The sequence below is a fragment of the Gemella taiwanensis genome (assembly GCF_054054385.1).
Genome location: NZ_JBSMTL010000004.1, coordinates 62339 through 77644, shown reverse-complemented (window position 1 = coordinate 77644; position 15306 = coordinate 62339). Strand labels below are relative to the sequence as shown.

Here is a 15306-nt window from a genome sequence, read left to right as displayed (position 1 = left end):
CATAAATCTACATATAAATCAAAAATTTTATCTAATTTAGAAATACGTTAATCCCTATATTATGAAATAAAATTAGATAATTTTTACTATATCCCTACAAATACCTTAACTATATCTTTCAATTTAGAAAGAACCGATTGTTTCTTAGCTTCTCTAGCTCCACCACGACGGGCTACTCCTTGCAAAGCATCATCTAATTCAGTTCCACCTTGAGAAACATATCCTCTACTAATTGATTTTTCTATGAATTTCTTAGATTTTTCTTTTAAATTTTCTTCATAAATAAGTTCATTTATTTTTTGTTCTTTCTCAATCTTAGCATATGCATAGAATGCTTCTAATATGTCTTCATTTTTATCGAATTTAGTTAAGTCTGTACGGTTTATAAATTCAATAATCAATTCCTCTTTTGCTCTTGTTCCAAGTGAAGAACGAATCAATCTTCTAATTTCTTCTTTTAATGTTTCGTTATTTGTTCCTTGCTCTTTAGCTTTTTCAAGTATTAAGGCTAGGATATAATCAAGATTCACCTCTTCAGTTTTTAGAAGATCAATGTGGAATTCAACATCAGTAAAATCAATAATAGGTCCATCAGGATCTATTATCGGTGGTTTTTGTGATATACGCTCTTCTTTTATCTTGATATACGTACTCGTCATATCCTGTTTCAATCTCTCAGAAATTATCTTCTCAAAACTACTGAACTCATCATAGTTTCTCAAGATGTTTTCTCTCTTCAAGATTTCACCAAATAACTTAACAAACTCTTTCTTATCTTTTTCTAATTTTATTTCTGTAGGGTCTGGGAATTTTTCTATGATTTCTTCACATAATTCCTTATACCCTTTAAATACTACTCCTGAGTCTTCATCCGTAAATCCATTTATGTATTCATCATAACTTCGCTCGATAATTACATTAATACTATTTTCATCACCAAATACCTTAATCGCATCTTTAGTAGCTTTTTCTAAGTTTCTGAAACAAACTATATTACCGAAGGCTTTCATCTTATTTAGAATCCTGTTTGTTCTAGAAAATGCTTGAATAAGCCCATGGTATCTTAAGTTTTTATCAACGAATAATGTATTCATAGTTGGAGCATCGAATCCAGTTAAGAACATACCAACAACGATTAGTAAATCTACTTCTTTATTTCTTACTCTACTTGATAAATCTTTATAATAATTCTCAAATCCATTACCATCTATAGTGAAGTTTGTTTGGAAAAATGAATTATAATCATCAACTACGTTAGTTAGGAATTGTTTTGCAGTCGTTGACAAGGCAACTGACGACATACTCTCTTCTTCAATCTCCCCTGAAGCTCTTTCTTCATTTGGAGCATAACTAAATATTGTCGCAACTTTTAGTTTTTTATCTTCAGGTAAATTTGCCTGCTGTTTTTTAAACTCTTCATAGTACATCTTCGCAGCATCTACGCTTTGCACCGCAAACATCGCATTAAATCCGTTTATACGTTTATCTTTTACAGTATATTGCGTATTACGATAAGTTTTAGAATCAAACTTTTCAAGAATATAATTAGTAATTTCTGAAATACGTTCTGGGTGTAAGAACATTTTATTCTCAAGAGATTTTAGTTTCTCATCATCTGTTTCTTCTTCGGAACTCTTGAACTTCGGATTAATACTGTTGTAGTCAATCTTGAATTTAAGAACCTTACCATCTCTAATCGCATCAGTAATTACATAACTATGTAATTGTGCACCAAATACGCTAGCCGTTGTAGTTTTTCCATCTATTGAATTCTCTACAAGAATTGGTGTCCCTGTAAAACCAAATTGGTAATAGTGCTTAAATGAACTTTGAATATTCTTCTGAGCTAAACCAAATTGTGACCTATGACACTCATCATAAATAAATACGCAATGCTTGTTATAAATTTCATGCCCTTTATTACTCTTAACAAATTCATTTAATTTTTGAATTGTTGTAACAACTATTTTATTATCTTGTTTTTCAATACTAATTTTTAATTCTTTAGTATCCTTACTTCCATTTACACTATCTTTTTGGAATTTTTGGTATTCACGCATAGTTTGATAGTCTAAGTCTTTTCTATCAACTACGAAAAATACTTTATCGATATAATCTAACTCAGTAGCTAGCCTTGCTGATTTGAATGATGTTAGAGTTTTACCAGATCCAGTAGTATGCCAGATAAATCCCCCAGCTTCTACACTTCCAGCTTTTTTATTTTCAAAACTAGAATTAATTCTCCATAATAGTCTTTCAGTCGCAGCAATTTGATAAGGACGCATGATTAAAAGAACATTTCTTGAATTAAATATACAATATTTTGTTAGAATTTCTAGAATAGTTCTCTTCTCAAAGAATGTAGCTGTAAAATCTTCTAAATCTACAATAACCCTATTCTTAGCATCTGCCCATTCACAAGTGAACTCATAATTACTCTTATCGCGTTCAGTCGTATTGGCGAAATACCTTGTGTATGTCCCATTTGAGATTACAAAAATTTGAACAAACTTATAAAGCGAATTATCTAGATTGAAACTTTCATCTTCATACCTTTGAATCTGATTAAAAGCTTCTCGAATATTAACCCCACGTTTTTTCAATTCAATATGAACAAGAGGTAATCCATTTACTAAAATACTTACATCATATCTGTTTTTAGCGACAGTTACTTGATTAACTACTTGCAGATGGTTGTTGTGAATATTTTTCTTATCTATTATCTTAATATTTCTTAATCTACCATCATCAAATATGAAATCATAAATATAATTCTCCTGAATTTTACGAGTTTTTTCGATTATTCCATCATTAGGAGCATCTAAATACTCAAGTAAAAATCTTTTCCATTCACTATCACTAAATTTCACATCGTTTAACTTCTCAATTTGTACTCGAAGATTACTATATAGATCATCCATGCTTCTAACATCAAGACGTTCATAACCTTGTGAAACTAAATTATTAATCATGTTTTCTTCTAGCTGTGATTCAGTTTGATATTCTTCGACTCTACGTTCAGGCTTTTCGAATTTAGCCAAAACTATTCCACCTTGCATCTCTGCGATAGGTGAAGTTTTATACCTGAATTTTTCTTCTGACATACTCTCACTCCTTTTGCTTTTTATTTATATTTCAAATTTTTCATAATAACTTGTTATCCTGAAAAGTTTAACAAACATTCTCTCCAATATTCATATTGTTTTTGACGTTGTTCTATTTCTTTTGGTAATCCCTCTTTAATATCATTTACTATAGTGTCGAACTTATCAAGTATAGATACAACATATTGTTGAACGTGAAGAGGAGGAATAGGGATTTTATAATTTTTAATTTCACTATCTGATATAGCTGGATAGCTTGTTCCTTTTTGATTTAGTTCAACATACTTATAGAAATCTGTTTTCAACAAATTATAATATATCCATTTTTCTTTAACAATTTCTTTGTCACCTCTTAGAACACAATATCCTGTACTACAAATTTGATTATCTAACGAATCTGGGATTAATGCCAAACGTTCTTGCATTGGTCTTGTAGTTCCAAATATAATATCTTTAGACTTTACAATCTGCTTAGCTCTACTTGGTGCATTAGTTTTTGTTATTAATTCTGTAGCTTCAATTTTTTTATTTCCTGTATTAACTGAAGATAAGTCTATATAATGTAACTCTTCATCCATTACTTTCCAATTAATATTATCTACTTTTTTGGTTATATTTAATAATTTTTTCAACTCTATCTTATCTTCTATATCTACTTCAACTATATTAGCAGCTTCTTGTAAAATATCATAGTATAAACTAGTTATGAATCGAATCGAATCGAATCTATCAGAAATCATGTCAAATGTCAAGAGTTTTTCTCGATAATATTCATATTGTTTTTGTCGTTGTTCGATTTCTTCAGGTATCAATCCTTTTGTATCTGACAGCAATACTTGGAACTTATCTAATACTTTCACTATTTTATCTTGAAGTGAAAGAGGTGGGATTACAACTTTTACTTTCCCAAGTTCTTGACCACTCAATGATGCCCTAGTTGTAAATGAGCTTCTTTTTATTATTTCTTTTCTTATTTCATGGCATCTAAATAAATGAGCACTATATTCTGGTAACAATAAATCTCTATTTTTAAGTCTCGCTCTTATTGTGAATCCATTAAATACAGTATTTTTCAAATCCTCAATCACTACAGATGAGTAACCTACCTCTTCTTTAACTTCTGAAGTACGTGTGAAAAGTACATCACCTTTTATCACACTAAATCTTTCTATCTCATCTTCTGTCAAATCTACATTTTCTATTATATCTTCTTCTTGTAATCTGTCTAATTTATAAACATTTACATAACTAATAAAAGGAACACCTTTTCCAAAAAACTCTTTTCCCTTATTTAATCCATTTTTAAAATCAAATATTTCATCTAACTTAAAAATATTTAATCTCCTATCTTCTTCCATTTCCTTAGTCACTTTAGTCAAATATTCTTCACTTAATAGCTTATCTCTATAATAAGTATATTGTTTAGTACGTGACTGAAGTTCCGACTGAAGTTCCGTAACATAATTTGTGAATTTGTCAAGTATTTTCACTATTTTTTCTTGGGTTTCTAGTGATGGGACAGGGATTTCAAAGTTTTCAATCATAGGTTTTCTAATCGAAGTTACCGTAGATCCCACCATATTTTTCACAATAAATTCTTTAAATTTTGTTTTCATATAATAGTATACATATTTAGTAATAATATTCTCATGTAAATTTATTCTATATGCTCTTTGATGTAATGCATACTTCCCTTTCACATAATGAAAAATTTCACCAATTCCACCTTCTCCAGGGATTATTATTGCTTCTTCATCAAATTCGTACTTATTAATTCTTTTTACAAATTTTGAACGGACATAAAATGGATATAATCCATTTTCCACATGTTCGTTAGTGTTAGATTTACCTGTCCCTACTATGGCTACTTCCCCTAACTTCTTCCATTCTACTTTTTCATTTTTAAGCAATTCTAATATGTTCGTCACCTATTTTCCTCCTTTCTTTGCTAATTTTTCAATGTTTTTAATTTCTTCTAGATAGTCTTTTTCTACTGATGTTAAAGTGTGTTCTGAATACTTTTTATATTCTTCTTCCACCTTTTGTTCCATTTGTTTTCGTGATATACTACCTGCATTTTCTAATACATCTTCACCTGTTGCTCGTAGAATATTATCTACATGTTTTATCCAATCTGTCATTGTCATAGCTATTTCACGTTCTGCTTGTCTTTCAGCAAAATCAAAGTATCCAGATACAAGTTGATTCAAACCACGTAATTCTTTTTCACTTAAATAGTTTTTAGCAGTTTTAGCTTCTAATAATGTTGGTAATTCTCCTTTAAAGGTAGTTAATCCCATAAATTCTTTATCACCATCTACTCTAACAAATATTAATTCACTTGCCGTATGATGATGTATTGCGTAATGCATTTTATTTTGAACAGTTGAGAAGAATTTTTTTGCTTCTTCACTCTTTCCATCATAATCAATTGAAGTTGAGAATAAGTCTAATACTTGACGATAAAATACTTTCTCACTAGAACGAATATCACGAATACGATCTAAAAGCTCTTTGAAGTAGCTTCCACCACCAAAGTTTTTAAGACGATCATCATCCATAGTAAAACCTTTAATTAGATATTCTTTTAAGACTGTAGATGCATACTTTCTAAATTGTACTCCACGTGGAGAACGCACACGATAACCAACAGCAAGAATCATATCAAGGTTATAAAAAGCAATATTTCTTTCTATTTCCCTTTTTCCTTCTTTTTGAACTGTCAACTGATAGTTGACAGTTGAAACTTCACTCAGTTCACCATCTTCTAATATAGCTTTTATATGCTTACTTATATTCTGTTTCGTTGTTTGAAAAAGTTCTGCTATTTGTAATTGATTAAGCCAAACTGTACCATCTTCTAACTTAAGATTAATTTTTGACTTTCCATCTTCAGTATTATAAATAATTATTTTATTACTCATCACTCTCTAACTCCCTAACTATCTCATCTATAGATGCACGTAGTTTATCTATTTTCTTCACAGTTTCAGCAATTTCTTTATTTAATACTTTAATATCGATTTTTTCTCTAGTGTCTTCTTTTTCAACATATGTCGATACTGATAAGTTATAATCATTTTCTTCTATTTCAGCATTATCTACATAACGTGAGAAATATTCAACATCTGCTCTATTTCTAAATTCTTCAATGATGTTATCTATATTTTTTTCTTCTAATATATTATTGTTTGTTTCTTTTTTGAATTCTTTAGATGCATCAATAAATAAAGTTTTATTCTCTGTTTTATTTTTTGCTAATACTAATACGCATGTAGCAATCGATGTTCCAAAGAATAGATTATCTGGTAGTTGAATAACACAATCTACAAAGTTATTATCTACTAGATATTTTCTAATAGTTTTTTCCGCACCTTTTCTATAGAAAATCCCTGGGAAACAAACTATAGCTGCTCGCCCTTTACTTGATAAATAACTAAGTGAGTGCATAATAAACGCATAGTCAGCATATGACTTAGGTGCAAGCTTCCCTGCTGGCGCAAATCGTTCGTCATTAATTAATGTTGGATCCGCATCTCCTATCCATTTTATAGAATACGGTGGGTTTGATACTATAGCATCAAATGGTCTTTCGTCCTCATGCTGAGGATTTAATAACGTGTCGCCACGTTTAATAGAAAAATCATTGTAGTTCACATTGTGCAAGAACATATTCATCCTAGCTAAGTTGTAGTTAGTCAAGTTAATTTCTTGACCATAATAACCATCTTCTATTTCTACACCCTCGAATTTTCTCATTTGTAGTAGTAGCGAACCACTTCCACATGTCGGGTCGTACACTTTATTAATTTTTTCTTTTCCATCAACTACTATTTTAGCTAGCAGTCTCGACACTGTCTGGGGAGTGAAGAACTCTCCACCAGATTTACCTGCATTAGATGCATAATTAGAAATTAAATATTCATAAGCATCTCCGAATGCATCAATGTGATTGTCTTCAAATTTACCAAAATTCAATTCACTAATACCCACTAAAATACTAGTTAACTTTGCATTTTTTTCTGTTACCGTTTCACCTAGACGATCACTTGTTACATCGACATCTCTAAATAACCCTTTAAAATCTTCTTCAGAACCAGTTCCCATAGCACTCTTTTCAATACTATCAAAAATATCTTTTAATTTAGCATTTAATTCCATCTTTGAATTAATATTCTTTACAACATTTTCAAAAAGTTGACTTGGTAAGATGAAAAATCCTTTTTCTTTAACAATCCCAGGTTTAAAATCTTTTAACGCCTCTTCATCACTCAACTCAGCATAATTAAAATCCACAGCTCCTGCTTCACGCTCGGCTCTATTAAAATAATCTCTCATATTTTCTGAGATGAATCTATAGAATAGTATACCTAATATATACTGCTTGAAATCCCAGCCATCTACTGCACCTCGTACATCATCAGCAATCGCCCAGATTTTTCTATGTAACTCTGCACGTTGTATTGTTTCATAATTTTCTTTTACACTATTTCCCATTTTCATCTCCTAATTTCTTATATTATCCTTACTATTATAACACATAAAGTGTACATGAAAAAAGACACGTAGGAGTGCATATACATAAAATAAAAAAGAGATGTCGACCCCCCTCCAAAAAAATAAAAATGGGGGAGGAGGATAGACATCTCTCATTAGTTCAATTATACTACAAAAGCTTATAAAACACAATAAACCTTATTTAAAAAATACTTACTCGACAACAAACCTACTCGCTAATTTGTAGACTTGTTTTATTTCTTTTGTTTCTAAATTCCAAGTTCTCAATTCTTCTTTTATTAGTTCTGGAAATTTTCTACTTATATCTCTTAATGCATTTCCTACTGATTTTCTTACATATTTACTAGCATCTTCTTTTAATGCTCCTAGTCTTTTTATTGCTTCTTGTGGATTTTCTTTGAAATAAGGTCTATTAGTCCATATTCGTAATCCTTCTGTAACAGCCCTTCTAGTATTTGGATTATTATAGTTTAACCACTCGTCAATTACTGGTATTGAATTTTTGTAACCTTTATTTTTACAATATTCATCAAATGATTTTGCTAATACTTCTTGTACTCTCCAATTTTCATCTTTAGATACTTCATCTCTCATAAAAGTTAAAATATCACTATCATCAGATAAGTATCCAAAGAGAAATACACCGTACATTCTAACTTGATATACTATAGACTCATAGGATAAGAAAGCTAACTTCTTAATATAAACTCTATCATTATTTTTATAGTCAGTTAAGGCTCTTTTCTCTTCTTCCTTGAATCCACTCTTTATTAATGAGAATTCTTGCTCTAGGCTTTTAATATATTCTTTCAAATTTTATTCACCACCATATTATTCCTAAAAAAAGCATATAGAATGTTAGACACTCTATATGCTTAAGGATGATTTGCTAAAATTAGTTGTTAGCTTTTAAGAAATCAACAGTTTTTTGGATTACTAACTCACCACGTAAGTCTTCAACACTAATACGTTGTTTGATTCCTTCTTCAGTCATGTTGTACATAGTAGCAAGTTCTTTAACTTCTGCATCGATATCAGCGTCTGTTACTTCAACTTTTTCTACTTCAGCGATTTCACCTAGTACGAATGAAGTTTTGATTTTGTTTTCTGCGTCAGATTTCATTTCAGCTTTAAGTTCAGCTTCACCTTTTCCAGTGAATTGTTGGTATAAATCAAATGATAATCCTTGACGAGATAAGTTTCCAGTGAATTGTTCGAACATAGAGTTAACTTCTTGTTCTACTAATTTTTCTGGTACAGAAAGTTTTGCATTTTCTACAGCTGTAGAAATTACTTTATCAGAATAAGATTTTTCTGCTAAGTTTTCTTTTTCTAATTTGATTTCTTCTTTTAATTTTTCTTTGTATTCAGCTACTGTTGAAGCTGCTTCTTTAGAAAATTCTTTAACGAATTCGTCAGTTAATTCTGGTAAAACTTTTTCTTTTACGTCGTGAATTGTAACTTCGAATTTAGCTTCTTTACCAGCTAAGTCAGCTACTTGGTAGTTTTCTGGGAATGTTACGTTAACTTCTGTGTCAACTGGTGCAACTTTTCCTTCTAATTGTTCTTCGAATCCAGGGATGAATGAACCTGATCCTAATTCTAATTCGTAACCTTTAGCTTCTCCACCTTCGAAAGCTTCATCTCCGATAAATCCTTTAAAGTCGATAACTACGATATCACCTTTTTTAGATTCTCCTTCTTTGATTTGCCATTCAGCTTGACGGCTTAATAAGCTATCTAATCTTTCTTCTACATCAGCATCAGTTACTTCTACTGAGTCTTTTTCTAATCCAAGGTTTTTGTATTCACCTAATTCAACGTTTGGTTTAACAGTAACAACTGCTTCGAATTTAACACCTTCTTCTTTGCTGATTTCTTTAACATCGATATCAGGCATAGCTAATGGTGAAACTTCTAATTCGTCGATAGCTTTAGTGTAAGCTCTTGGTAATACATAATCAACTGCATCTTGGTATAATGCTTCTTCACCGTACATTTTGTTGAATACGGCTCTTGGTAATTTACCTTTTCTGAATCCAGGTGCGTTAACACGTTTAACTGCACGTTTGAATGCTTGGTCTAATCCTTTCGCAAATTCTTCTTTTGTTGCTGAAAAAGCTATAACTACTTTTCCATCTTCTTTATTTAAAATTTGTGACATTTATTTTTCCTCCAAAAATACTTTTAAGTATCATCAAAAATGTTAGTATAAAAATACTAAAAACTCTTGATTAATTATATAGTAAATAGCGTAAAAAGTCAATAATTACACATCTAAATTATTGTTTTCAAAAGTAATTTCCATACTTTCAAAAAATTTTCTAACTATAGATAATTTAATACTAAATTACAAAAAAATTGTAATACTTCTTGCTTTTTTATTATCTACCTACTATTTTTTTACTAAATTCTTTTATCAATTTATCATTTTCTCTAAAGTTTGGATAATATTTTCCTAACAATGCATAAAATCTAGGTGTGTGATTTGTTTCTAGTAAATGAGTAAGCTCATGAACAACTATATGCTCTAGACACTCAATCGGATATTTTATAAGTTCATAGTTTATCCAAATTCTTTTAGCTTCAATATTACAAGTTCCCCAACGGGTTTTCATCTTTTTGATTCTTAGTTGTTCAGCGTGGACACCCATGATTTTTTCGTATTTATTACTAAACTCTAAAGCTTTGTTATAAAGAACTTTTCTCAGATAACTTGTAACTATTTGTTCTCTGTCTTGATCTTTATCCTTTATAACTAAAATGATTTTATCATCGGATAATCTTACTACATTCTTATTTCCTAATTTTACTTCTAAAACAAATTCTTTTCCGAAAATAATATGTTTTTCACCAGTTACATACTGTTTCATAGTATAGTCATTCATTAATATATTGTTTCTTCTTAATTTAATTTCATCGATATTGTCTCTAATTAATTTTTTAATAAGATAGTTAGGTGTTCTTGGCGGGGCACTTACTACTACATCAGCGTTTTTTTCGACTTTTAAATAAATGTTTTTCATATTTTTTCTGTATTTAATCGTAACGACTAAATCATCCACATTTATTACTTTTTGCATACTACCCCTCCTCATATTATTATTTTAATTCACAACCTACCAAAGCAGTCCCAACTCGTATATGAGTAGCCCCTTCTTCAATCGCAATTTTATAATCATTACTCATACCCATAGATAAAAATTCACACGGTGCATATGACAATTCAAGTTCTTTTACTTCATCACGAAGCTGTCTTAATTTTCTAAAACAATTACGCAACACATCTTCGTCATCAACAAAAGGCGCCATTGTCATTAAACCTACAACTTTAATTTTTGAATATTGTTCTAATGATTTTATGAAATTTGTAGCTTCTTCTGGAGTTAAACCGTGTTTACTTTCTTCACCAGAAACATTAACCTGCACGAAACAATTGATTTCTTTTTCCGCACGTTTTTCGATTTCCTTTGCTAAGCTATCTCTATCTAGAGCATGGAAATAGTCAACCTCGTTAATCACATCACGTACTTTTCTAGTTTGCAAACTTCCTATTAAATGCCAAGTCTTATCAGAATATTTACTTTTTCTCTCAACATAATTTTGAGGACGATTTTCAGCAAAATCTGTAATTTTCGCTTCTATCGCTTCTTCAACTCTAGCATCTGTAACATATTTAGTTACAGCTATTAGTTTCACTTCATCGGCATTTCTACCGACTTTTTCACAAGTTTCAGCTATTTCTTTTGTTATAGTCTCAAAGTTTTCTCTAACGTTCATTTTCTCTCCTACTTACTCTATATTTAATTGCTATATTATAATTATAACATGATGATAATTATTTTGTTATTAATTCAATAAAAAAAGACACCTATTAAATAGATGTCACAACAAGTAGTCGAACGGAGTCGCACCGTCATCTCCCTTCTTAATTAAGAAGGACGTCTTCCTTTTTGAACTACTGCCCTACTTGTTACCCTAATTATATCAACTTCCTTTTCTCTATTCAAATTATTTCTATAGTATTCTACTATACTTTTTTTATTAAAAAATTGAAAGTAACAAGAAAACCTTATTACTTTCAATTTATTTTATTATTTTTTAGGTACTAGTTCCAATACTTTATCCTTAGGAACATTTCCTATAGATTCACTCGTATATTCTCCTTTTACCCATTTTTCTATTTGGTCATCATAATTATCACTCAAGAAATGACCACTTTGACCAGGTCCTACAATATGATGTCCAGTTTTAGCCTCAAAGTCATAAACAAATCTCCAAGAAGCACCGTGATTTACAAGTCCTTCTTCGTTTTGTTTCGCTGCTTGAACTGTAACTTTAGAACCTGAAATTGGATATTCTTTCGGATTTAAGAAGAATGCTAACAGTGCTGAAGATTTAGAAAGTGGATGTCTGAATCCTAATTTATGCGCCTCTCCCCATTTCCATTTAGATACGTTTGTTCCATATTTCCCTTCTAGTTCAGTTATAGTTTCATTTAAACTATTAGTTAATACTTCTTGAAGACCATTTTTCTCCTCAATAAGATTTACTTTTTTACCATTTATGCTATCTCTAAGTATCTTATCTACATAACTTTCTTTATGTGGCATAAATTTATATACATCTGCTGCCATCTTATCTTTTAGTATATAAGATTGGATTTTTTTCGTCCACAGATCGAAAATTAAAGGAGCTGCTTCATCTTTCTCATCTACATTATTCCATGATTTTAGTTTATCAACTATTTCTTTTTTAGAAATTTTATCAACATTTATATTTTTTAAGAAGTTTGGTAAAAACTCTTGAGCATATAGATTTTTTGTATCCATTTGAAGTTTCTTCATATCATCAACTGTTAAATTATTTTTCTTTGATAATACCTCATCGATTCGTGCTTTTCTATATGGTTGTGCCCAAACATTTGATGTGTGATAATCGGTTTTCACAGTTTCAGTATTCGCTGTCGCTATAAAACCTTCTTCTGGATTAACAAGTTTTGGCAATTTATCATAAGAGATATATCCACTCCAACCATAATCACTACTATATCCTGGAACAGGAAGATTACCATCACCTTTTTTCCTAATCGGTACATTCCCATTTGATTTATAAGCTATATTTCCATCATTATCCGCAAAAACAAAGTTTTGAGCAGGTGCTTTGAATTTTTCCAATGATTTCTCAAATTCTTGCCAATTTTTCGCTTTATCCATATTTAAGATAGCTTCTAGTTCTTGTGTAGATTCAAGTGCTGTCCACTGCATTGAAAAACTCGTATCTTTATTTCCTAATGGTTTCAACAGTTGATCAATTATTGGACCATGCTTCGTATTGACAACCTCAAAATCAACAGCATCTTTTCCTTTTACTTTTATTGAATACTTATCAACTTTAGCATCATAGTATTCATTATCATACTTAAATTTATACGGATTATTCTCTTGTCGTTTTTCAATATAAAGGTCTTGAACATCAGGTCCAAAATTCGTAACTCCCCATGCGATATGTTCATTATGACCAAGAATAATACCCGGTACCCCTGGGAAAATAACCCCTGAAACTTTGTTATTCGGTGTTGAAAGCGACATCTGATACCAAACTGATGGAGTGCCTAATCCTAAGTGAGGATCATCTGCTAATAATGGCTTACCAGATTTAGTTTTCTTACCAGAAACAACCCAATCATTGCTACCATTTTCCATCGGTGGTCGCTCAGCCTTAGCTGTATTCTTATCTATACTCACATCTATACCTTGATTTGCTTTTATAATTTCTTCAGTATCTTTATTTTTTGAAAAACTATCAGGAAGTATCTGTTTTAGATTTTCTTCACCTAAATTGTTTAATATCCAATTATTAAATCCTAGATGATCCCAGTGCCCACCTAAATCATAAGCCATATACTTCCCAACTGTTAATGAATCAATAGGACTCCAATTTTCCGGAGAATATCCTAATAAAGAAAACTCATAAGGTAATTTATTATCTCTCTTAGCTTCTTCAATAAATGCATTTACTCCTTGAGCATAATTTTCTAATATTTTTTTAGCTTCTTCTGAGTAATCCTTATAAGATTCTTCTGCTGCTTTTCTTAAAGAAAAAACTAGAAATTTCTTATCATTTTCTAATGCTGCTTCACCAACTACTTCAGAAAGTCTACCACTCGCTTGTCTTCTCGCTAAATCCATCTGAAATAATCTATCTTGAGCATGAATATAACCCTGAGCTTTGTATAAATCATTATCATTTTCAGCTTCAACTGTAGGAATTCCATTTTTATCTCGAGATATTTTCACACTCTTGTCTAATATCTTTAATTCTGTCTTCCCTTCTACTGTTGGTAAAGATTTATGAACAAAGTAATAACCATAACCTCCTACCAACAATAGCAAGGTTACTAACACTATTGCTAATCTTTTTAAAATCTTAATAACTTTATTTTTCATAAGTCCTCCTAAAAAATAAATTATACTAAGAATTATATTAGCTTTATCAACTTTTTGCAAACTGATATTTCCTAAAAAAACTCTAAATAAGTATAGTATTTTTTTTACTTTTATTTAATAATTATTATTTGATAGATACTGTCTATCTCTAAAGAATACTAGCAATATAGATTGAATGTATTTAACTTTACTATTTACCTAATAATGAATTTTCTTGTCAGATTTCTTGATATTTTTTAATATTTTACTATCTCATTACTTCAATATACTTATATTTTTATAAAAATTTCATAAAAAAATTTCCGAAGAAACTGAATTCCTCGGAAATTACGCTTCACGCTTATATTTTTCTGAATTTCTTATTAATATTATTCTTAATCCCAAGAAGAAATATATTATACAACTAATAAATAATATACCTAAACTAAAGATCAATAATAAAATACTATACACTAAAAATAGGAATGCTACAATATTGTGATTGATTCCTTTTTTTAGAATCACAAATAATAATAGTAAAAACAAAACTATTAAAAGTGCGAAATATACCCAAGCCAGTTGTCCCATCACCTGGAAGATAAAGTGCATATCCTTCGTAGAAACATTGGCACTATCTTGAGTAAGACGCGTTTGTTCACGAATTTGATCAACTATCTTATTTCTTAAATACTCGTTTCCTACATATCCTCGAAATAGATTAATCATCCCACCAACAAATGCAATATATACAATATAAACTATACTAGAGATAAGTAATAATATCTTCTCTAATTTATCAAAATACATTAATTCTCACCTTTATTTTTGCAGTTAGCACAAGTTCCATAAAATGATAACGAGTTATCTTGAACCTCAAAAGAATATTCTTTTTTCATATATTCAATAAGTTTATTAAATATTGGGTTAGATACTTTTTCAATACTATTGCAGTTAGTACATATTAAATGATGATGAAGTTCGTCATCTACAGATTGTCTCAAATGATATTTTGAAACACCATTACTGAAAGATATTTTCTCTAAGATTTTTAATTCATAAAAAATATCTAGAGTTCTATAAACGGTAGCTATACCAATGTCTGGTGTCTTTTCTTTCAGAATAAAATACAGTTCCTCTGCACTAAGATGTTTATCTTCATTTTCTACTAAAATCTCTACGATTTTCTCCCTTTGTGGAGTTAATTTATATGGAGATTTTTGAATAATTTTAATTATTTCATCATAAATACTCATATA

The 15306-nt window shown here is 30.0% G+C and carries 11 protein-coding genes; all 11 read right to left on the bottom strand.

All coding sequences use genetic code 11. From position 1 onward, the window contains the following. Positions 1–86: 86 nt before the first annotated feature. Positions 87–3104 carry a type I restriction endonuclease subunit R gene (locus tag ACWOA3_RS04850; protein WP_456884414.1) on the bottom strand — a complete coding sequence of 1006 codons (3018 nt, stop codon included), beginning with the start codon at positions 3102–3104 and terminating at the stop codon, positions 87–89. A 53-nt stretch (positions 3105–3157) separates the two neighbouring features. After that, on the bottom strand, positions 3158–5032 hold the full coding sequence (locus ACWOA3_RS04845; RefSeq protein WP_456884412.1) for a restriction endonuclease subunit S: 1875 nt from the start codon (positions 5030–5032) through the stop codon (positions 3158–3160). Continuing rightward, the gene (locus tag ACWOA3_RS04840) at positions 5033–6028 is read right to left on the bottom strand and encodes a virulence RhuM family protein (protein WP_456884410.1); all 996 of its coding nucleotides are present in this window, start codon (positions 6026–6028) and stop codon (positions 5033–5035) included. Further along, positions 6021–7601: a type I restriction-modification system subunit M gene (locus tag ACWOA3_RS04835; RefSeq protein ID WP_456884408.1), complete on the bottom strand. Its 1581-nt coding sequence runs from the start codon at positions 7599–7601 to the stop codon at positions 6021–6023. Before ACWOA3_RS04835 ends, ACWOA3_RS04840 begins: the two co-directional genes overlap by 8 nt. Before the next feature lie 213 nt (positions 7602–7814). Then, on the bottom strand, positions 7815–8435 hold the full coding sequence (locus ACWOA3_RS04830) for a DNA alkylation repair protein (protein WP_456884406.1): 621 nt from the start codon (positions 8433–8435) through the stop codon (positions 7815–7817). Positions 8436–8517: 82 nt separating this feature from the next. Then, on the bottom strand, positions 8518–9786 hold the full coding sequence (tig, locus tag ACWOA3_RS04825; protein WP_442566093.1) for a trigger factor: 1269 nt from the start codon (positions 9784–9786) through the stop codon (positions 8518–8520). 220 nt (positions 9787–10006) lie between these two features. Then, complete coding sequence (locus ACWOA3_RS04820) at positions 10007–10705, bottom strand: M48 family metallopeptidase (RefSeq protein WP_456884403.1); 699 nt, start codon at positions 10703–10705, stop codon at positions 10007–10009. Between the two features lie 19 nt (positions 10706–10724). Further along, complete coding sequence (locus ACWOA3_RS04815) at positions 10725–11402, bottom strand: YggS family pyridoxal phosphate-dependent enzyme (RefSeq protein ID WP_456884401.1); 678 nt, start codon at positions 11400–11402, stop codon at positions 10725–10727. A gap of 314 nt (positions 11403–11716) precedes the next feature. Then, on the bottom strand, positions 11717–14071 hold the full coding sequence (locus ACWOA3_RS04810) for a penicillin acylase family protein (RefSeq protein ID WP_456884399.1): 2355 nt from the start codon (positions 14069–14071) through the stop codon (positions 11717–11719). Positions 14072–14398: 327 nt separating this feature from the next. Then, positions 14399–14857: a DUF4064 domain-containing protein gene (locus ACWOA3_RS04805; RefSeq protein ID WP_271965097.1), complete on the bottom strand. Its 459-nt coding sequence runs from the start codon at positions 14855–14857 to the stop codon at positions 14399–14401. Continuing rightward, complete coding sequence (locus ACWOA3_RS04800; protein WP_003147321.1) at positions 14857–15303, bottom strand: Fur family transcriptional regulator; 447 nt, start codon at positions 15301–15303, stop codon at positions 14857–14859. Before ACWOA3_RS04800 ends, ACWOA3_RS04805 begins: the two co-directional genes overlap by 1 nt. Positions 15304–15306 lie beyond the last annotated feature (3 nt).